Below are 19,902 nucleotides of genomic sequence, written 5' to 3' on the forward strand. Positions count from 1 at the left end.
GCTTATACCAATTGTAATTTGTAATTAACATAAGAGTGTGCTAAGAGACCAAATTTTTGGTAATTAGGAACTCTTATTCTTGTATTTTTTATTTCTAACGGAGGTGTGTTTTTTAATTTTTGTAGCAACTTATAATAATAGCGGTATGCCGTGTACACTCCAAATTTTGCTGTGGCTGGTAATTCTTGAATACCTGCAAATCCACGGCTAAAGTCGTCCTCTATTTCTTGTACTATTCTTTTTTTAGAAACTTCATCAAGCGCCATTAAGTTGGTATTAGGAAAATAAGAACGTTCTAAATGTTCATAATCTGCTTTTAAATCTCGCAGAAAGTTCACTTTTTGGAATGCAGATCCTAAAGCCATGGCGGAGTCTTTTAAGGTATCATATTTTTCCTTATCTCCGTTTACAAAAACACAAAGACACATTAGCCCAACTACATCTGCAGATCCATAGATGTATTGCTTGTATTCTGCTACGGTTTTGTATTCTTTTTTGTCTAAATCCATACGCATACTTTCCATAAAAGCATCTACCAAATGCATGGGTATTTCATACTTATGAAAGGTATATTGAAAACTGTTAAGAATAGGATTTAAACTTATTTTTTGTGCTATAGCATTATGCAAGTCCTTTTCAAAATTGTCGAAGAGTATTTTTTTATCGTAATCATGAAATGTGTCTACAATTTCATCTGCAAAACGGACAAATCCATAAATGTTGTAGATATCCCCACGAATACTTGGGGCAAGCATCTTTGTTGCCAAAGAGAAGGATGTGCTGTAAGATTCGGTCACCAGTTTGCTACAACCGTAACTTACGTTGTCAAAAATAGTCTTCATGCTTCACAGTGTTTTTTAATGGTTAATTCGGAAACTAATTTTCCAGATATCAGCGCCGGTGGAACTCCTGGCCCCGGGACGGTCAGCTGTCCTGTAAAATAAAGATCTACAACTTTGTTGCTTTTAAGGCTTGGTCTTAAAAAGGCAGTTTGTGTTAAGGTATTAGCCATTCCATAAGCATTTCCTTTAAATGAATTATACTCGTTAATAAAGTCATTTACACAAAAGCTTTCTTTAAATATAATGTTTTTTAACACGTCTTGTTTTGTTAATTGCTCAAAACGGTCCATTATCAAACTAAAATATTGTGCTCTTAATTCTGGAGTATCTTCTAGTCCTGGTGCTATAGGGATTAAGAAAAAACCAGCTTCGCAACCCTCTGGAGCCATAGTTTCATCTGTTATCGATGGAAAATTGGCATAAAAAAGAGGTGCTGTAGGCCATTTGGGGTTATCATAAATTTCTTGTGCGTGTAACCCGAAATCAGTGTCGAAAAAAAGGTTGTGGTGGTTAACGTTTTTTATTTTTTTATCAAATCCTACGTAAAATAGTAGCGAAGAAGGAGCATAGGTTTTTTTGTTCCAATATGCATCTGAATATTGTCTGTACTGTGTTGGTAGCAGACTTTCTGTATGTTGGTAATCTGCACCACTTATCACTACGTCTGCTTCTAACATTTGACCGTCAACAAAAACTCCTACGGCTTTACCGTTCTCTATATGTATCTTTTCTACGGGAGCATTAACTTTAATAGTAACACCTAAATCCAAGGCTAAATTTGTCATCCCTTCTATAACCTTGTACATACCACCTTTTGGGTGCCATGTGCCAAGACCAAAATCGGCATAATTCATAAAACTATAGAAAGAAGGGGTGTTCTGCGGTTTAGCGCCTAAAAACAATACAGGAAACTCAAGCGTTGCAATTAATTTGGGATTTTTAAATCTACTACGGACTTCTTGAGAAATATTCTTGAAAAATTGACCTACTCTTAAAATAGTGTCCTTTGTAACCAATTCTAATGGCGATAATCCAGGTTTAAGCACTATCTTATTAATAGCTATGTCATAGTTTTCTTGTGCCTTAGCTATAAACTCTTTTAGAGGAACACTACTACCAGACTCTATACGCTCAAATTCCTCGCAGATTTTATCCATATGGTCGCCAATAGTAATAACATCATCAGCAAAAAAAATGGAATAGGCGGGATTTAACTTATCTAGTTGGTAATAGTCCGAAGGCTTTTTGCCAAATTCTGCAAAAAACTTTTCAAAAATGTCTGGCATCCAATACCAACTAGGCCCCATATCAAAGGTGAATCCTTCCTTTTTTAATTGTCTTGCCCTGCCACCTACGGTTGCATTCTTTTCTACAATAGTTGTAGAAAACCCAGCTTTAGCCATATGGCATGCAGCAGATAGGGAAGAAAATCCTGAACCTATGATGAGTACTTTTTTCATTTTTGGTGGTTGGTATTAGAGGTGGTCAATAAACCGCTCCAAAGAGTTAAAAGTTTTTATAGAATCTGGTAATTGCAAGTTATTCATATGTTGTACTTGACTACCTAATACCGATAATTCACAATCAGCAACCTTATTAATGTCATTCTCAAATTGCTCTATATATTTTTCTAGCTGCTCTTTAGTTGGCGAAACAGTGAAGTAAGACACAAAATGTAGATTGTTGTAATACTTCATTAAATCTACCAAATTTTCAATAGGCATGGTTTGCCCTAGATAAATAGATTTGTACCCTTTAAGATTGATTTCGTAATTAAGGTATAATAAGCCCAGTTCATGAATTTCATTTTCTGGTAAAAACAACACAAAAACCTTGTCTTTACGAGTAGGCTCTATGATTTGAAGCTTCTCCGTATTGATGTATATTTTTTGTTTGATTAAATTGGTGATAAAGTGCTCGTGTGCAGGACTAATGGTATCTGTTTGCCATAATAAGCCTAACTCATTTAATAAAGGCAAAAAGACTTCGTGAAATATCTCTCTAAAATTGCGTTCTGCTAATAAACTGTTATAGGTATTAAAAAATAAGCTCTGATCAAAATTAATCATGGCTAATTTAAACGCATTGGTAGAATGACTTTTTTCACTCTTTTTAGCAACAATCTCCCTCACCAAAACTGGTATCTCACTCTCTGGAATCTTTGCAATCTTAGAAATTTTGTATCCGTTGTGATACAACAAAGTAATGTTCAATAGCTTTTGTAAGCTAGTTAAACTATATGTTCTTATATTCGTAGTGGTTCTTTCCGGAGAGAATAAATTGTAACGCTTTTCCCATATTCTTATGGTATGAGCCTTTATGCCAGAAAGGTTCTCCATATCCCGAATACTAAAAGATTTTTTTACGTTGTTCATTATTTTCTATAAAAAGTTAAACAAATCTACAATTTTATTGTTTTACTTTGTTAAAGCTAGCGTTAAAATTTTAGTGAAAAGGATATAAAAAAAGCCCTTTGCGGCTCGCAAAAGGCTTGTATAGTGCCTACGACTGGATTCGAACCAGCACGTCCTTACGAACACCACCCCCTCAAGATGGCGTGTCTACCAATTTCACCACGTAGGCATTGTGGGTGGCAAAAATAAGTAAATTATGTTACCAGCTAGTACAAAAAATAAAAACCGGCCCTAGCGAGGATACGCCAAGACCGGAAACCAAACTATTAAGTGTTGAACCTAATTAAGTTCATAGCTGACGGTTAGCTCAAAGTATTGTTCATAATCAGCACTATAGCTTTCCCAAAGCACTTTGTTATTGCTACGTTCTGATAGAAAGATTATATCTCCCACTTTTTTATTGGCAGCACTTGCTAAGCGCTCAGCATTAGTCTTTGCATCTGCTAATGCCTCTTTTATCATACGTTGATGGGTAGCTTCATCAAATGTTGATTGTTTAAGAATGGTCAAATTAATACCACCAAATCGGTTATCTGATAATAATTTGATTTGATTTTCATCCTGAGTTTCATATATCAATACGATACCTCGGTTCTGATATCCCATAAGCATGTAGGCTAGAGCATCTTCTTTAAATTTACTAGTATCAAAGCCTTTTTCTTTCAACATTTTATAGTACCCACTTTTTAAATCTTCTAAACTGGTATAGGCAGGATTTATATAGGATAGTTGGTCTGTGTTTAAAACCACTTTTGCTTTGTAGCCTGTTATGGAACGTTTCATCGCTGTAGCGCCATTTACAGTAATAGCTTTTCTATTATCAACTTCTTGTGCACTACTTAAACTACTAAGGGTAAGTACAATGATGTAAATTAAATTTTTCATGGAATAGAATTTTGGTTGAAAATTAGCTTTAGGCAATGGTAAACAAAAATGAGGCAATAACCATCCAAATACCAACGGCTATGCCTAACATTCCTAATTTACCTTGTTTGGGAGCTAATTTAGCTCGTAATTCTGCAGCTTTGGTAACTGCTTGTTCATTTTTACCAATGATAAGCGAATTGATAACTCCAAAACCTAACATAAAACCTAGGGTGGCTTCTACAAAGCTGCCTGCCAATAAAGTAGCCCACCAAATGGGAGCTGAGGTTAACCATCCTATATTAAGAATACTGGTTATTATACCCCAAACGCCCCAAATACAGAATACTAAACCAATCCACCCTTGGTAAGGTTCTATTTTTTCTAATAATTCTTTAGCGTTTGGCTTTTTGGCTAAGAGTAAAGAGGGTACGGCAATAATGCTCAATAAAATCAATGTAATTCCGTAAATCATGACTGTGTTGTTTTTATTAGTTACACTGCAAATATCCTTTAGTAGTGTTGGCTACACAGCACTGCTTTCCGTAGAAATGTATCCCTGAATTCAGGGAGTTAACTTAAGATTCATCATCTAAAAGCCCCATTTTAATAGCGTATTTGGTAAGGCCAGCAAGATTACGTACTTCTAATTTTGAGATTAAGTTTTTACGGTAACTTTCTATGGTATGTTTGCTTAAAAACAATTGGTCTGCAATTTCTTGTGTGGTAAATTCTTGAGCAATGCGTTTAAGGACTTCTTTTTCTCTTTTAGAAAGGGAATCTTCTACCTTTTCTTCGTTAGAAAGCATGCTTTTAAAATAGGTGTCTTTTATGGACCTAGAAAAATATTTATCACCCTTTAAAATCGTTGTTATTGCTAACAGTAACTCATCCTTTTCAGCGTTTTTTGGGATGTAACCGTCTACGTTTTCTTGGGTAAGGGTTTTAATAGTATCCGCATCATGCATCATACTAACCACTAATGTTTTTACTTTTGGGTGGTGTTTTTTAATATGTCGGTTTAATTCTGCACCAGTATAATCTGGCATACTTATGTCTGTAATTACTAAATCTACGGGGTCTGTAGCCTGGTTAATATCCAGATATTTAGCAATTTTATCGCCGCGATCAGCAGTGAGTACAATATCAAAAACATTAGAACCACTTAATATGCTCAACAAACCATCTAAAAACATTTTATGGTCGTCTACTAAAATTAGTTTGTGTGTACCGGTTAACTCCATAAAACAGGGATTTCTATGGTTATGGCTGTACCTCTATTTAGAGCACTGTCAATAACAATAGTGCCCTGCAAATAGTGTAAGCGTTGTTTTATATTTTTTAATCCAATACCTTGGGATGTATTTTGCAAATTAAACCCAAATCCATCATCTTCAAATAGCAATTGCAGTACATCATCTAAGATATTAATGTGCAAATCTATGTGTTTTGCTTTGGCATGTTTTAGTGTATTGGTTACTAACTCTTGCGTTATTTGGTACAATTCTACCTTTATTTTTTCAGAAATAAGGTTAATGCGTTCTTTTGGATGCGCGGAGAACGATATTTCTACAGTTGCATTTTGGTCTATTCGTTTTAAATAGTCTTTTAATAGTGCTGAAAAATCGTCCTGAATAAACTTTTTTGGCGTTAAATCGTGCGATATTTCCCGAACCAGCTCATAAGTTTCATTAACTTGTAGCGCTACCTCTTTTTGCACCTCTTTATCCATGTTAGGACTGGATAACTGTAATTTTATCCCTGCTAAGTTGCCACCAATACTGTCATGCAACTGTTTTGCAATCCTAGAACGTTCTTGGTGCTGAGCATTTAATCCTGCTTTAGCCAAAGCCAGTTCTTGCTTATTCATTAGGGTTTTCATTCGCTGTTGACTCAATTCTTCTTGTTGTTGATTGAGTTTGCTTTGGGTTTGCAGTTTTTGATAGTACACTACCAACAGACCAATAATTGGAACCAAAACAGCCAAAAAACCATACAAAACCGCTTTTTTAATGGTGCGTTGCCGGTCCAATTCGTTCTCTTTTTGTAATTGTGTTTCCTTAAGTGCTAATATTTCATTTTCCTTTTGTACCGTTTCATATTGCACCTGTAATTCCTTAATCGTTTCTTTATTTTGTTGTTGTGCAAGTTCTTTATTTAAACGGACAAATTGAGTCATCAAAGCATACGCATTTTCAAAATCACCTTTTGCTTTGTAAGTTGCAATTAGTCCTTGAATGATATCTTTTTGCATTTCTAGGTTATTCCATTGTAGTGAGTTGGCGTACCCCATAGAGAGTACCATTTCTGCCACTTCATAGTTTTCTTGCTCTCTACTTAATTGACCATAGCGTAGAATGGCTTGGGTATACAAATCATAATACCGTTGCGCTATGCTCTTCTGCATTACTTGTTCAAAATTTAAATAAGCCAAATTAACTTCTTGGTTAAGGGCATGTATGTTTCCTAAGGTTAGCGTTGCCGCTAGATAAACTTTGCTATTCTGGTCATTAATAAGTTCTTGGGCTTTTACATAATAGTTTTTAGCTTTTTGCCTATTATCTTGTTGTAACTGTATATTACCCAAATAATAGTTTGCTTCCGCTAATATTTGTGGACTCTCACTGGTATCACAAAGCTGGGTGAACAGAGCAGCAGCTTTACCTATGCTGTCTTTTTTAAAATAAGATTTGCCTAAGCCAAGCTGTAATTCATGGCGTAGATCATAGTTTTTTTGCTTATTGGTTAAATTTAATCCATGAAAAAAAGCAGCCATAGCATCATCAAAAAAGCCTTTTTGTAGATTTCCATTACCCAGTAACAGTAAAGATTGTTGTTTAAAAGTGTTGTTTTTAGAAGTTTCTTTTAAAGAACCAAGACTTAGGGTGTCTAGTTTTTTTGCGTAGTATAAAACAGAGTCGCTGTTACCATGTTGTAAATGTAACTTGGCAATTTGTGTAAATAGCTGTGCCGTTTTATCTACATCAGTAGAAGCAGACAATGCCACAAATAGGGAGTCTGGCACCGTTTTAGGTTGATGCCCAAAGGCGGTAAAGTTAATTTGCCCTTGTGCCAGAAGCGAATTTTGTAGGATACAAATAAGAAGTACTTGTATTAAAAAAAATAGGTTGATTCGGTTTTGCATTATACAGTAAAGCTAAAGAACGGTAAATGTACTTTAAATTTTAGGGTAATGAATCCCTGCTTTCAGGGGTTCTCCGTAGTATTCAAAAACATAAGCTTAAAACTTAAACGATTTTACAGAAAAACATTTAGAAGCATTTAAAAATTTAAGTTTAGTGAATTAGTAAAGAAGTAAAAACCTTATTTAACTGATAGGCGTAAATAAGGTTTGATTCACAATTCTATCAGGTATATGTAAATAAATCTAATTTTAAGACTATACGCTTAGCGGTTAGCCTGTATTTTTTTAAGTTTATTGGAGCAAAATATCTTAAAACACTGAGCAATGACCAATTACGGAGCTTCAAGCAACTTTAATCATGGATTTCCTACCCCTGGACCACAATCCCCTACTGGGCAAGATGTGATGAACCATGTTTATTTTGTTTCTAATCAAGAGTGGAAGCAAATAAGGGAAGAAGAACAATTTGACTACATTGTTATTGGGAGTGGATTTTGCGGATTAGCCTTTGTAGAGCGTGTATTAAAGAATAATCCGTTTGCAAAAATTTTGCTTTTAGAGCGGGGAGGTTTTTTTCTTCCTGAACATTTTCAAGATTTGCCAGGTCCATATAAAAAAACGCTCGGAGGCTTAAGCGAGACCTTTCCATGGAGTTTATCTTTAGAAAGTACAAAAGGGGAGTACGTTTCTTGGCAGCATGGTATGGTTCCTTTTTTTGGAGGTCGGTCTACTTTATGGAGTGGTTGGTGCCCAAGGCCTACAAAAGATGAGTTGGTCAATTGGCCAGAAAAAGTAGTAGAAGTGTTAGAAGCGTATTACAAAGAAGCAGAAGCTTTAATGAATGTAGTACCCGCAGATCAAATTACCTCTACGAGTGATGAAAAACCCATTTTTAGGCATCTTCAACTAGGTATACAGCAATTACTACAAAATAATTTGGATGCTGTACCAGAACTTACACGTGCTATACCCGCTCCACTTGCCGTAAAAACAGCCAAAGAAAATGATGTAGATTTTTCCAAATTTTCTACCCCAAGTCGTTTGCTACAGCTCATAGAAAAACAAGAACTATTGCATGCTAAAGGTCAAGGAGCTAAACTTAAAGTGGCTACCAATTGCATTGTAAGCAGAATAATAGAACAAGGAAATACCGCTACTGCATTAGATACCTCTAGGGGTGTGCTCGCATTAAATAAAGCTAAGCTCATTTTAGCTATGGGTACGTTGCCGCCAACCACTTTATTACATAATTCTTTTCCTGCTCTAAAGAATATCGGCACTCGGTTTACGGCACACTTTATTAGTGCTATCGTGGCTCGTGTGCCTAAAAAGGATTATTCTTTTTACAAAGATTTGTGTAGATTAGAGATAGGGGCGTTTTATGTGGCTGGCGTAGAACCAAAATTAGACCACGAAGGACAATTTCATGTACAATTTACAGCCTTGGCAGATGCGGACCCAGAAATAAATGCAGAAGTAGCTTTAAGGAATATGCCAGATGTTGTTGCTACAGCATCTGAAGAACAATTGATGTCTAGCAAAGACCATGTAGTCTTTGTTTGTGCTGTATTGGGTGAGCTAGATTACAAGAATAGTAAAAACTCATTTTTAAAAAATAGGGGAACAGACCCTACCACCAATGTCACCCTGAATCTCAATCTTAATAAAAATGATAACAAGGTTTGGGATGCCATGGATAAAGCCACTTTTAATATGTTAGAAGATATATGTTCTCCTAAAGGTGCAAACCAAGTAGAATATTGGGATGCTGAACAAAATAAGTGGAAGAAAACCAGACCTAAAAAGAAAAAATACAGAGTAAGTGGTTTGGTACACGAAGCTTCTACCTTGTGGATGGGAACCGATTCGGAAAGTGTAGTAGGCTTAGATTATAGACCAAAAGGGGTAGAAAATGTTTACGTAACAGGTGCCAGCTTATGGCCTACAGGAGCTTCTTGGAATCCTACTTTAGCTATGGTAGCATTAACGCAACATTTGGCAGACAATCTAAGCAAAGATTAGCTTAGAATTGAACTGACCTAGGAATTTAAATACGCTAGTATACGTTTAAAGTGAATTTATAACGAAAACCCTTTCGAAAAATTTTCGTCATCGGTATTGTTGTTTAAAGTTCTGTTTTTTAGGAAATTGCGATAATTTGGAGCATTGTTTATTTTACGCTAGGTTACCTCTGCATAGCTGAAATTTGGTTTTATAGACCACACAAAGCTTTCTTTTTCTACATTTATCAAACACAACAACTTAACTATGTACTTTTTAGGATTGGATATCGGGAGTTCTTCTGTAAAGATTGCCTTAGTAGCTTCAGATACAGGTAAACAACTAGCCGTTGAACAAGAACCAAAGGAGGAGATGTCCATGGAAGCCCACCAAAAAGGATGGGCGGAACAAGACCCTAATCTATGGTGGCATTATGCCTGTCTGGGTATAAAATCCATACTAAAATCAACCAAGGTATCCCCAGAAACCATCAAAGGAATAGGTATTTCTTACCAAATGCATGGTTTAGTAGTGGTAGATGCCCAAGGTATTCCCTTACGTAAAGCCATTATTTGGTGTGACAGCAGGGCTGTAGAAATAGGAGAAGAGGCTTTGAAAAGTATAGGTCCTTCGTATTGCACGGAACATTTATTAAATAGTCCAGCAAATTTTACTGCATCTAAGCTAAAGTGGGTAAAAGATAATGAACCCGCTATTTTTGATAAAACGGCTAAGTTTTTACTTCCGGGAGATTACATCGCATTAAAGCTATCGGGAGAAAGTACTACCACAGTTTCTGGTTTATCAGAGGGTATTTTTTGGGATTTTAAACAAGATAGATTGTCAGAGGAGTTATTAACACATTATGGTTTTTCTAAAGAACAAATACCGAACATAGTACCCACTTTTGGCTTGCAAGGCGCAGTTTCAGCAAAAGGCGCAGAAGAAAGTGGACTTGTAGCAGGTACCCCTATTTTATACCGTGCTGGTGACCAGCCCAACAATGCCCTTAGTTTAAATGTGTTTAAGCCTGGAGAAGTCGCAGCTACATGTGGTACTTCTGGCGTTATGTATGGAGTTACATCTAATTTATCTGTAAAAGAATATGCTCGAGTAAACAACTTTGCACACGTAAATTACCAAAAATCAGCCCAAAAAAGTATTGGCAAGTTATTATGTATTAATGGAGCCGGAATTCAATACCGTTGGTTAAAAAATACCTTAGGTATTACGGATTATGAAACTATGAATGAGCTGGCGTCCACTGTAGCTGTGGGGTCAGATGGTATACAATGTATTCCTTTTGGTAACGGGGCAGAACGCATGTTAAAGAATAAAGATGTAGGTACACGCTGGGTCAATATCAATCTAAATAGGCATCAAAAAGCACATTTGTGCAGGGCAGCTTTGGAGGGTATCGCCTTTAGCTTTGTATATGGTTTTGAAATTATGCAAGCAGATGGCATTGAGCCAACGGTGATTAAAGCAGGGAATGACAACATGTTTCGTTCCAGAATTTTTGCAGAGACCATAGCTACACTTATAGGTCAAGAAATAGCGCTGTATAATACTACAGGAGCCATAGGTGCTGCACGTGCCTGCGTACTAAAAGAGGGGGATTACAATGCTTTTTCTGCTTATACTCAAAATGATTACGTAAAAACATATCACCCTAAAAAAGAAAAACAAGCCTACCAATTGGCATATAATAATTGGAAAAAAGAATTGAACCTGATTTTAAATACAATAGCATAAACAACATGGCAGTACTAGGAGATAAAGAATATTTTAAAGGCATAGGCCAAATACAGTTTGAAGGAAAAGAATCTGATAATCCTTTGGCATTTAAATTTTACAATCCGGAACAAGTTGTAGCGGGTAAAACCATGCGAGAGCATTTTAAATTTGCTATGGCGTATTGGCATACGTTATGTGGTACTGGGGGCGACCCATTTGGGCCTGGAACAAAAGATTTTCCTTGGAGTACAAGTAATGACCCGGTTGCAGCTGCCAGAGATAAAGCAGATGCCGCATTTGAGTTTGCTACCAAAATGGGTTTCGATTATTATTGTTTTCATGATTATGACTTGGTAGATGAAGGAAGCAGCTTGGCAGAGTCTGAAAAACGAGTGCAGGCAACCGTAGCGTATTTAAAGGAAAAAATGGAGGCTTCTGGCGTTAAATTGCTTTGGGGAACGGCCAATTTATTTTCTAATCCACGCTATATGAATGGTGCTGCGAGTAATCCTAATTTTGATGTAGTTGCATATGCTGGAGCACAATTAAAAATAGCGATAGATGCCACTATAGCTTTAGGTGGAGAAAACTATGTTTTCTGGGGTGGTAGAGAAGGGTATATGAGCCTTTTAAATACCAAAATGAAACTGGAACAGGATAATATTGGTAGGTTTATGCGGATGGCACGTGATTATGCCCGTAGCAATGGATTTACTGGAAACTTTTTTATTGAACCCAAACCCATGGAGCCTTCTAAACATCAGTACGATTTTGATAGCGCTACCTCTATTAACTTTATTCGTGAACAAGGATTAGAAAAAGACTTTAAATTGAATATAGAAGTGAACCATGCCACCCTTGCGCAACATACTTTTCAGCACGAATTGCAGGTGGCAGCAGATGCAGGCATGTTAGGAAGTATAGATGCCAACCGGGGAGATTACCAAAATGGTTGGGATACAGACCAGTTTCCTAATAACTTTTTAGAGACAGCAGAAGCCATGATGGTGTTGCTTAAATCTGGTGGTTTGCAAGGTGGTGGCGTTAATTTTGATGCAAAAACCCGTAGAAATTCCACAGATTTAGAAGACTTGTTTTTAGCCCATATTGGTGGGGCAGATACGTTTGCTAGAGGCCTGTTAATTGCGGATGCAGTCTTACAAAAATCTCCATTAGAAGGCTTACTTAACCAGCGATACGAATCTTTTGATAATGGTGCGGGAGCAGATTTTATTGCCGGAAAATTAAATTTAACAGATTTATATACTTACGCACAACAAAAAGGGGAACCACAACAAATAAGTGGCAAGCAAGAATTGTTTGAGAATATTTTAAATCAATATAGTTAAAAATTACCCAGATGGAATCTATTTTAGAAACTGCAGACTGGTGGGTATTAGGAGCCTATTTAGCCGCATTAATTGGGGTTGCCATCTGGGTGTTATTACAGGGTAATAAAATAAATTAATTGTAAAAATGTTCTTTGACTATGTTAATCTTATTTAGTTAACAATCTATTTTGTGCAGTTCGTCTAATAAATCCAAAAGTGTGTAAGTTATCTTATTTTATGGCGTTATGTAAATGTCCAAATCTTAGTATTAACCTAACCGCTTATAGCTTATGGATTTAAAACAACGATTAGAATCATGTAAAAAATGCCAAAACAGAGAATTTTCGGAATTTGGTATTGTGTGCTCTTTATCGGGTAGTAAACCCGATTTTAATAACAGTTGCGCAAGTTTTGCTTTAGACCCAAAACAAGCTCATAAAATGCATATGAGGCAGCAGTATGAGGTTGTAGCAAAGGAAGAAAATAAAAACCAAATTTGGGTAGTTATAGGTGTTGCTCTTATCGTCTTGAGAATCATATTCAGATTTTTAAGAGACTAGCAAATATCCTAATTACAAAAATATGCCACCTTTGGGTGGTTTTTTTTTAGCCCTGTTTTTAAAGCGATAAGAGTTTGCTATCAGAATTACATTGGAAAAGATGAGCTACTTTACGTTTTCTTTTAGGTAAGAAATCTTATGTAAAAACGTAATAACATTCTTATAACGTTTTAGAAAAATTCGCACTACTTTTTCCTAAAGAAATTTTCAGATTCAAGAAACCTACGTAAATTGGTGCACCGAACCAGACTTAGCCTAAAGGATGAAAAAGTTTACCTTAAAGGACATTGCCAAACATTTTAGTGTTTCTGTTTCTACTGCTTCTAAAGCCATTAATGACAGTCATGAAATTAGTGAGGAGCTTAAACAGCGCATACAACATTATGCCAAAGCCAACAATTACAGACCTAACCGTATTGCATTAAGTTTACTTAAAAAAAATACCAAAACATTGGGTGTGGTAGTACCAAGTATTCTTAATTATTTTTTTGCTCAAGTGTTTTATGGTATAGAAAAGGCGGCCAATGCAAGAGGCTACAATATTATAAGTTGCACTTCTGATGAATCCTTTGTAAAAGAACAACGTACTTTAGAATTATTCAGCACGGGAACGGTAGACGGTTTAATCCTGTCGTTGGCAGAAGAAACACAATCTAAAGAAGATTATGAGCATGTACGTAATTTTATGAGCTATCAAATTCCTTTGGTAATGTTTGATCGTGTATGCGATGAAATTCAGTGCGATAAAGTTGTAGTAGACGATGAAGAAGCCGGCTTTAACATAGCAGAATTTTTGTTTGATACCGGTTGTAAAAAAATAGCCATTGTGTCTTCTATCTCTAATTCCAGTGTTGGTAAATTACGAATAGCAGGCTTTAAAAAATCCTTAGCCCAAAGAGGATTAGTTTATGAGGATAAGCTTAATGTTAAGGTGGGTAAAGAGGACGATTTACAATTACTACTTACACTGCTTTTAGCATCCAAAGAGGTGGACGGTATTATCGCCTTAGATGAGATGACAGCGGTAGACGTGCTCAATATTTGCAAGCAAAAGAAGATTAAGGTACCAGAAGAGTTGGCCATAGTAGGTTTTACTAATGGTAAACTCTCTAAGTATGTATCTCCATCATTGACAATGGTCAGTCAACACGGAAAATATATTGGAGAAACTTCTGCAAATATGTTAATAGACCGTATTGAGCAGGTAGATAAAGAACTGCCCTATACTACTAAATTGGTAAAAACTAGTATAATTCCTAGGGAATCCACATTGCCCTTGCCAGAATAGTTACCCCATAAATTAAGGAACTTTTGGCCATTTTTCTGCTTTGTAGACTTTAACTTTACTAAGATTAAAAGCGATAAAGAATGAATTGGGTATTGTTGATTATTGCAGGTTTGTTTGAGGTTCTTTTTGTCTTTTGTTTAGGAAAAGCCAAAGAGAGTACAGGCAATACCATGTATTTGTGGTACACTGCATTTACATTAAGTTTAACCTTAAGCATGTCTTTGATGATTAAGGTAACTAAAACTTTACCTATGGGTACAGCATATGCGGTATGGACTGGTATCGGCGCAGTAGGTTCTGTAGCCCTAGGAATTTTGGTTTTTAAAGAACCTGCAACTTTTTGGCGATTGTTATTCTTAACCACACTTATTGGTTCTATTATTGGCTTAAAGGTAGTTTCGCATTAATTTAAAATTAGAAATAATAGGTATTTCTTTGGTTTGTAGTAATTTAGAAGAAGACAGAACACGTACATCCAATTTAAACCACAACACCATGAAATCCTTTCAGCTTTATACTTTGCTAATTTGCATTTGTGTATACCCTTATACATTTACCTATGGGCAAAACATTAACCCCACGATGGAGTTGAAAACCGAAGGACTCCATTTTGCCGCATTCTACGATTTAATTTTTCATGGCGAATTTGAGGAAGTAGAGATGCAAGCAGAAGATATGGTATTTCCTTTTTTATTAAAGCAATATTTACTTACTGCAGGTGTGCAATGCAAAGCACAGCTACCTAAGAATAAGGTAGAAATAATGGAAGATTATTGTATTAAGGCAGAGGAAACCATTTTTGCAAATGGTGAAAGAAGTACGCGTTGTATCACTTGGGGTCAAAGGGGTACGGATATCTTTGCTAGACCAGAACTATACGCTGCTTTTACAGATTTGGAATATCGCGTTAGCCAGAAAGGAATTCAAACCTTTTTAACTCTGGTAAGAGATAAAAATGGTATAGGTCATTCTGTAGATAGGATGCATAAGGTTAATGGAATTAAGGAGGATATGGCGAATTTTTTTATGCTGAATGCATGTGCCAATTCTGCCATTAGACGGTTTGAAGATAATCTTAGGCTGTTTGCTTTGGGGCAGCCGGGAATAAAAATGAATACCGTAAGTAAGTTTACTAAAATGAAGAAGAATGGAGGGCCCATTGGAGAACAAAATCTCACCAAATTATTAGATGATTTGATTATAGACCAAGCGAGAACTTGGATGATGAATAGGTACATTGCAGGTAGTGTCTCTAAGCTGGTGCAATACCAAAAAGATGGACAAGGTAGACCTATTAGTGTTCGTGCAGATTATAGTTTTAAGGGTTTTGGTAATGGTAAAGGATGGGTGCAAGTAAATTTTGAAAATGGTTTACCTAAATGCATTTATTTCTATGATTTTCCAGAAAATTGTAAAACCCCAAGCGGTAGCATTGTAGCTAGTTATGCTGCTGGTAATTACGCACAGTAGTCCATTTAGTTAACTATTCTAAGTTTAAAAATCATTTCTACAATCTAAGAGAAAACTGTATTTTGGGTGTTTTTCTAATTTTAGGACTAATTTTTAACTAAAGTTACCCCATGTCTTTTTACAGTAAAATGGCCAAAGTAGGCACCAAGTTCGTACCAAAACACAAGTTATTTAAATACGGTTTTAATTGGTCTCCCATGTACAAGCGCAGTACTGCAAAAATTGTGGCAATAGAACCAGACTTATCGTACATAAAAATAAAATTACCTATAAGTTATAAGAATCGTAATTATGCCAATTCTATTTTTGGTGGTAGTATGTTTGCTGCGGTTGATCCCATCCCAATGGTGCAATTAATCAATATTTTAGGGGATAATTATGTAGTGTGGGATAAAGCAGCACAAATAAGATTTAAACGGCCTGCCAAACAACATTTGTATGCAGATTTTAGGGTGAATAAGGCAGAAATACAACAAATACAAGCAGATGTTGCGGCTAATAACGAAATAGAAATCAGTAAGACTACCTATCTGACCAATGAGGATGGAACTACAATTTTTTGTGAAGTAGATAAAACTATATACATCGCCAAAAAATCCTTCTACAAAGAAAAATTGGCCCGTAGAAAACAACAAAAATAGACTTTTTAAAACTGAACTATCAAGGTTACGTTAAAAGCAGGTTTAAAATCTAAACAATTGGTTAGTTTTGTACTTTAATACAATTTAAGGTAAAGTATGGCTAATAAAATAAAACTCGATATCGTTTCTGATGTGGTATGCCCTTGGTGTACTATTGGATATAAGCGAATAGAAAAAGCGATGGAAGAATTGGGCGTTGCCGATAAATTTGAAATAGAATGGCAACCGTTTGAACTAAATCCACATATGCCCAAAGAAGGTGAAAATATAATAGACCATATTACTAATAAATACGGTTCTACTTTAGAACAACAGCGAGAGTCTCAAAGACATATGACAGAGGCTGGTGCAGAGCTTGGTTTTACGTTTGATTATTTTGATGAAATGCGTATGGTAAACACTTTGGATGCACATGTGTTGTTAGAATACGCACATAAATTTGATAAACAGACCGAATTAAAAATGCGCTTAACCAAGGCGTTCTTTAGTGAACGCAAAGACGTATCTGATAGAGCCGTATTAAAAGAAGCTTTAGAAGATGTGGGTTTAAATGCCGAAGAAGCTTTAGCTACTTTGGAAGGAGATAAGGTGCGTTATGAAGTAAAAAATAAAGAAACCTATTGGCATGGTCTCGGGGTAAGCTCAGTACCTACATTTGTATTTGATAAAAAAAGTGGGGTTACAGGAGCCCAACCGGTGGAAGTATTTAAACAGGTATTGCAAGATGTGATTGAAAAGAAACAGAAACAACAATAAAAAATTAAAGCCTTTTACACACTTGTAAAAGGCTTTTTTGTATGTTGTACCATTTGATCGGAAGAACCTTGGAGAAAATACACGTTTTAGATTATAAGCTAGTTATTTTAAAGGGTACAATGCCATACCTCTGAAAAAGTGTTTTTGGCACGGATAATGGAAAAGTAATACGCTTTTATGAGAATACCTAAGGCGTTATTTAAAGCGCATTTTACACAGAAAAAGAAGAGTGTATATTTTGTAGGATATTTCACATTATTGTAGGATTGTTACCAAATAATTCTAACGGTTGTAATAAATTCGCACTCCTTAAAAACAGACTTACTTATGGGATTCCAAATAGAATGGAGAACTAATAGTGTTTACGTAAAGCATTTTAAACAGTTAAAAATTGCGGATATTAGAACTACAGACAATATCTTATATCAAGACCCAAGATTTGCTCACGTTGCTGCCCAAATTTATGATTTTACTGAAGCGGATAATCAGATAGAAGATTACAGTAAGGTAAGCGAAATTGTGGGATTTGATTTGGGTGCGACTTTTTGGAAAAGACATATGAAAGTGGCAGTGGTTTCCACCGATAAGGGAATAGAAAAACTGATTGATATTTATAGAGAAGGCATGTTAAACACCAATTGGAAGGTGGGTCTTTTTGCGACCCTAGAAGAGGCTGAAGCTTGGTGCGAACGAGAATAATCCTAACGTTATATTAGCATTCTTGTAAACTAGTTTCTTTATTTTTACTTTTAAATAGTTACTTTATTATTAGAATATAAAGCTTAGTACCCCAATCTTTAAGCCTTTATCCATGAATAATTTATGTACCGTGTATTGCGATTCATCTGTAATAGATAGAGTTCCCGTTTTAATACAACAGTATTTTCCTAAAGCGAAGTGGCAGGTAGAAGAAAATGAGGCGCATAGCGTGTTCACCTTTGCGCAGAAACATGGTTTTTTTAAAGGAAAGTCCAATTTTAAAATATCTGTCAGAGAACGTAATGCAGACCTTAGTTTAGAAAAGGATACCTCTTTGCTAGCCACAAACCTAAAAGGAATGCTAGGATATATAAGCACGTTTCCTGTTAAATATCCTGCAGCAGTAGACCAATTGCAAGAAACAATACCTAGAATGGTTTCAGAAGTGGCAATTTTGGCAGATGTAGAAAATTCTTCAGCCTTAAAACAGTTAGTAGATATGCTTACTACAGCTACAGATGGGTTTGTTTTTGCACAACAAAAGGGTTTTGTAGGTGTGGCAGAATACCCACATTTCCTGAATGGTGATTACAAGGTGATTTTAGATGTACATGGTGCTTCTGAAATACATAAAGACCTGGGCGTTTTTGTTGCTTTAGATAGTCAGCCAGAAATAACTTTATTGCCAGACCAGATAGCGCGTAAACAAAGAAATATAGCGTACATAAAGAAACTTGGTTTAAAAACTATAGACCATTTACCTGCAGTAGAATCAGAAACAGAAGTTCAATTAAGAAGCGCAGAAGAAATTGCGTATAGAGCAATATGTTTGGCTATTATAAATTTAGTGGCTTTTGATAGTATAACGGGAGATAGGGCATTGCAAATGATACGGGAATATAACTTGGAAGGTAAAATTACCCCTGATGAACTTACGTTTTTAAATAAACCTACAGCACAAGCCAAAACGCAAATGACGTGGCGGTGCGAGGGTATCTGGACATTGTGTTGGGCCTTAGGTATTGTAGAAGAGTTGGGTGATGCCAATCAGTTGGCAGATTTAAATAAAATTCCACAAGAAGCGTATCCCATTGTTCCTAAAAGGCATCCAGATACATTTGTACAGAAACATACGACGGTTAGGAGTGCAAAAGAAATTTTAGACCAGAACGATTTATACTACAGATTGAACTGGGCTTGTGTAGACGCTAGGATAAACAACAAAACAATATCAGAAGTAAATCCAAGTCTTTGTTATGAACGGCAGTATGCATTAAACTGGCTCATTACATACATGGACCTGGGCTGGGATGATGTTTCTTGTGATACCTAGCTAATAACCCTTGTAATTTTAGGATATATTTAAGTGGTAAAGTAATTTACAGCTAGTATTTTGTGCTTCTAATCCATTTGAAAACAATATTTTACCACTATGAGAAATGTTTTGGGTCTATTCCTTATTTTAATCAGTACAAGCGTAACTTTACAGGCACAGACGAAACAAGACAGTATTGAAATTAAACAAGTAGCCCTAGATTATTTGGTGTCACAGCACACAGTAAAGCCAGAATTGTTTGAACGCTCGGCGCACCCCAGAATGGTAAAGCGAACGTTTTGGAAAAATAGGATAGCTAATAAAGAATACTTAAGAGAAACGTTTAAAGATGGGATGGTTTTATTAGCAGAAACCTACAACGTAAAAGGAGATAAATTTCCAGAAAACCCAACAAAGGAAGTCGTATTATTAGATGTTTATGATAAGGTAGCATCCGTAAAGTTGGTTGCAGACGAATGGATTGATTATATGCATATTGTCAAGTTAAATGGCGAATGGCAAATTGTGAATGTGCTATGGCAATTTAAAGATGGTAGCTTGCATTAGCTGTATGATTGCTACTATGTGGTTATAAAGATGATGAATTTATGTACTACAATCTAGTTGTTTGCAATTACAGGTTCTTCTAATTTTAAGAATGATATAGCTAAACTTATTTTAAGTTTAAGTAGAAGTACAGTAGTGTATCTCGCATATTTATAACTAACCGTTTGTTAATAATGAGTGGTTGGCATCGTCCTGAAATAGGTTGACTAAAAAAGTTATCATATTTAGCAATCTATGGAAGAATCAAAAAAACCACCCTGTCGAAAAAAGAA

Annotated in this window: 19 protein-coding genes and 1 tRNA gene; 12 read left to right on the forward strand and 8 right to left on the reverse strand. The window is 35.8% G+C overall.

Translation table 11 applies throughout. The features are described from left to right. Positions 1–2: 2 nt before the first annotated feature. From FBT53_RS14920 to FBT53_RS14955, 8 genes are all read right to left on the reverse strand, one after another. On the reverse strand, positions 3–842 hold the full coding sequence (locus FBT53_RS14920; RefSeq protein ID WP_136951993.1) for a phytoene/squalene synthase family protein: 840 nt from the start codon (positions 840–842) through the stop codon (positions 3–5). Beyond that, positions 839–2,302 carry an NAD(P)/FAD-dependent oxidoreductase gene (locus FBT53_RS14925; protein ID WP_136951994.1) on the reverse strand — a complete coding sequence of 488 codons (1,464 nt, stop codon included), beginning with the start codon at positions 2,300–2,302 and terminating at the stop codon, positions 839–841. The genes FBT53_RS14920 and FBT53_RS14925 overlap by 4 nt, the downstream gene beginning before the upstream one ends. 15 nt (positions 2,303–2,317) lie before the next feature. Next, positions 2,318–3,217: a MerR family transcriptional regulator gene (locus tag FBT53_RS14930; protein ID WP_136951995.1), complete on the reverse strand. Its 900-nt coding sequence runs from the start codon at positions 3,215–3,217 to the stop codon at positions 2,318–2,320. Positions 3,218–3,341: 124 nt separating this feature from the next. After that, positions 3,342–3,425, reverse strand: a tRNA-Leu gene (locus tag FBT53_RS14935). 110 nt (positions 3,426–3,535) lie between these two features. Further along, positions 3,536–4,141, reverse strand: coding sequence for an SIMPL domain-containing protein (locus tag FBT53_RS14940; RefSeq protein ID WP_136951996.1), 606 nt, complete (start codon positions 4,139–4,141; stop codon positions 3,536–3,538). A gap of 28 nt (positions 4,142–4,169) precedes the next feature. Continuing rightward, positions 4,170–4,595: a hypothetical protein gene (locus FBT53_RS14945; RefSeq protein WP_136951997.1), complete on the reverse strand. Its 426-nt coding sequence runs from the start codon at positions 4,593–4,595 to the stop codon at positions 4,170–4,172. A gap of 103 nt (positions 4,596–4,698) precedes the next feature. Continuing rightward, positions 4,699–5,364: a response regulator transcription factor gene (locus FBT53_RS14950; protein ID WP_136951998.1), complete on the reverse strand. Its 666-nt coding sequence runs from the start codon at positions 5,362–5,364 to the stop codon at positions 4,699–4,701. Beyond that, positions 5,355–7,265, reverse strand: a complete 1,911-nt coding sequence (locus tag FBT53_RS14955; protein WP_136951999.1) for an ATP-binding protein — start codon at positions 7,263–7,265, stop codon at positions 5,355–5,357. The genes FBT53_RS14950 and FBT53_RS14955 overlap by 10 nt, the downstream gene beginning before the upstream one ends. 324 nt (positions 7,266–7,589) lie before the next feature. On the opposite strand from FBT53_RS14955, the gene FBT53_RS14960 reads away from it, so the two are divergent. From FBT53_RS14960 to FBT53_RS15015, 12 genes are all read left to right on the forward strand, one after another. Next, complete coding sequence (locus FBT53_RS14960) at positions 7,590–9,287, forward strand: GMC oxidoreductase (RefSeq protein ID WP_136952000.1); 1,698 nt, start codon at positions 7,590–7,592, stop codon at positions 9,285–9,287. 246 nt (positions 9,288–9,533) lie between these two features. Next, positions 9,534–11,021, forward strand: a complete 1,488-nt coding sequence (locus tag FBT53_RS14965; RefSeq protein ID WP_136952001.1) for a xylulokinase — start codon at positions 9,534–9,536, stop codon at positions 11,019–11,021. Positions 11,022–11,026: 5 nt separating this feature from the next. Then, positions 11,027–12,352, forward strand: coding sequence for a xylose isomerase (gene xylA, locus FBT53_RS14970; protein WP_136952002.1), 1,326 nt, complete (start codon positions 11,027–11,029; stop codon positions 12,350–12,352). A gap of 272 nt (positions 12,353–12,624) precedes the next feature. Further along, entirely contained in the window at positions 12,625–12,894 is a 270-nt protein-coding gene (locus FBT53_RS14975) for a hypothetical protein (protein ID WP_136952003.1), read from the forward strand. 262 nt (positions 12,895–13,156) lie between these two features. Beyond that, positions 13,157–14,182, forward strand: coding sequence for a LacI family DNA-binding transcriptional regulator (locus FBT53_RS14980; protein WP_136952004.1), 1,026 nt, complete (start codon positions 13,157–13,159; stop codon positions 14,180–14,182). A gap of 80 nt (positions 14,183–14,262) precedes the next feature. Further along, positions 14,263–14,589, forward strand: coding sequence for a multidrug efflux SMR transporter (locus tag FBT53_RS14985; RefSeq protein WP_136952005.1), 327 nt, complete (start codon positions 14,263–14,265; stop codon positions 14,587–14,589). 175 nt (positions 14,590–14,764) lie between these two features. Continuing rightward, positions 14,765–15,652: a hypothetical protein gene (locus FBT53_RS14990; RefSeq protein WP_136952006.1), complete on the forward strand. Its 888-nt coding sequence runs from the start codon at positions 14,765–14,767 to the stop codon at positions 15,650–15,652. A 110-nt stretch (positions 15,653–15,762) separates the two neighbouring features. Next, entirely contained in the window at positions 15,763–16,293 is a 531-nt protein-coding gene (locus FBT53_RS14995) for a PaaI family thioesterase (RefSeq protein WP_136952007.1), read from the forward strand. A gap of 96 nt (positions 16,294–16,389) precedes the next feature. Next, a complete protein-coding gene (locus tag FBT53_RS15000; protein WP_136952008.1) occupies positions 16,390–17,049 on the forward strand; it encodes a DsbA family oxidoreductase in 660 nt (219 codons plus the stop codon). Positions 17,050–17,376: 327 nt separating this feature from the next. Next, positions 17,377–17,748, forward strand: a complete 372-nt coding sequence (locus FBT53_RS15005; protein ID WP_136952009.1) for a hypothetical protein — start codon at positions 17,377–17,379, stop codon at positions 17,746–17,748. A 112-nt stretch (positions 17,749–17,860) separates the two neighbouring features. Continuing rightward, on the forward strand, positions 17,861–19,081 hold the full coding sequence (locus tag FBT53_RS15010) for a DUF4272 domain-containing protein (RefSeq protein WP_136952010.1): 1,221 nt from the start codon (positions 17,861–17,863) through the stop codon (positions 19,079–19,081). A 99-nt stretch (positions 19,082–19,180) separates the two neighbouring features. Then, positions 19,181–19,630 carry a nuclear transport factor 2 family protein gene (locus FBT53_RS15015; RefSeq protein ID WP_136952011.1) on the forward strand — a complete coding sequence of 150 codons (450 nt, stop codon included), beginning with the start codon at positions 19,181–19,183 and terminating at the stop codon, positions 19,628–19,630. Positions 19,631–19,902 lie beyond the last annotated feature (272 nt).

The organism is Flavobacterium sp. ASW18X, assembly GCF_005144745.1.
Classification (GTDB): Bacteria; Bacteroidota; Bacteroidia; order Flavobacteriales; family Flavobacteriaceae; genus Croceivirga.

Bases quoted from the DNA above. Each gene is read 5' to 3' on its own strand.
- FBT53_RS14920 (WP_136951993.1), bottom strand. From the start codon at position 842: ATGAAGACTATTTTTGACAACGTAAGTTACGGTTGTAGCAAACTGGTG.
- FBT53_RS14960 (WP_136952000.1), top strand. From the start codon at position 7,590: ATGACCAATTACGGAGCTTCAAGCAACTTTAATCATGGATTTCCTACC.
- FBT53_RS14950 (WP_136951998.1), bottom strand. From the start codon at position 5,364: ATGGAGTTAACCGGTACACACAAACTAATTTTAGTAGACGACCATAAA.
- FBT53_RS14995 (WP_136952007.1), top strand. From the start codon at position 15,763: ATGTCTTTTTACAGTAAAATGGCCAAAGTAGGCACCAAGTTCGTACCA.
- FBT53_RS14955 (WP_136951999.1), bottom strand. From the start codon at position 7,265: ATGCAAAACCGAATCAACCTATTTTTTTTAATACAAGTACTTCTTATT.
- FBT53_RS14980 (WP_136952004.1), top strand. From the start codon at position 13,157: ATGAAAAAGTTTACCTTAAAGGACATTGCCAAACATTTTAGTGTTTCT.
- FBT53_RS15015 (WP_136952011.1), top strand. From the start codon at position 19,181: ATGAGAAATGTTTTGGGTCTATTCCTTATTTTAATCAGTACAAGCGTA.
- FBT53_RS15010 (WP_136952010.1), top strand. From the start codon at position 17,861: ATGAATAATTTATGTACCGTGTATTGCGATTCATCTGTAATAGATAGA.
- FBT53_RS14940 (WP_136951996.1), bottom strand. From the start codon at position 4,141: ATGAAAAATTTAATTTACATCATTGTACTTACCCTTAGTAGTTTAAGT.
- FBT53_RS14985 (WP_136952005.1), top strand. From the start codon at position 14,263: ATGAATTGGGTATTGTTGATTATTGCAGGTTTGTTTGAGGTTCTTTTT.
- FBT53_RS14965 (WP_136952001.1), top strand. From the start codon at position 9,534: ATGTACTTTTTAGGATTGGATATCGGGAGTTCTTCTGTAAAGATTGCC.
- FBT53_RS14975 (WP_136952003.1), top strand. From the start codon at position 12,625: ATGGATTTAAAACAACGATTAGAATCATGTAAAAAATGCCAAAACAGA.
- FBT53_RS14925 (WP_136951994.1), bottom strand. From the start codon at position 2,302: ATGAAAAAAGTACTCATCATAGGTTCAGGATTTTCTTCCCTATCTGCT.
- FBT53_RS14945 (WP_136951997.1), bottom strand. From the start codon at position 4,595: ATGATTTACGGAATTACATTGATTTTATTGAGCATTATTGCCGTACCC.
- FBT53_RS15000 (WP_136952008.1), top strand. From the start codon at position 16,390: ATGGCTAATAAAATAAAACTCGATATCGTTTCTGATGTGGTATGCCCT.
- FBT53_RS14990 (WP_136952006.1), top strand. From the start codon at position 14,765: ATGGAGTTGAAAACCGAAGGACTCCATTTTGCCGCATTCTACGATTTA.
- xylA (WP_136952002.1), top strand. From the start codon at position 11,027: ATGGCAGTACTAGGAGATAAAGAATATTTTAAAGGCATAGGCCAAATA.
- FBT53_RS14930 (WP_136951995.1), bottom strand. From the start codon at position 3,217: ATGAACAACGTAAAAAAATCTTTTAGTATTCGGGATATGGAGAACCTT.
- FBT53_RS15005 (WP_136952009.1), top strand. From the start codon at position 17,377: ATGGGATTCCAAATAGAATGGAGAACTAATAGTGTTTACGTAAAGCAT.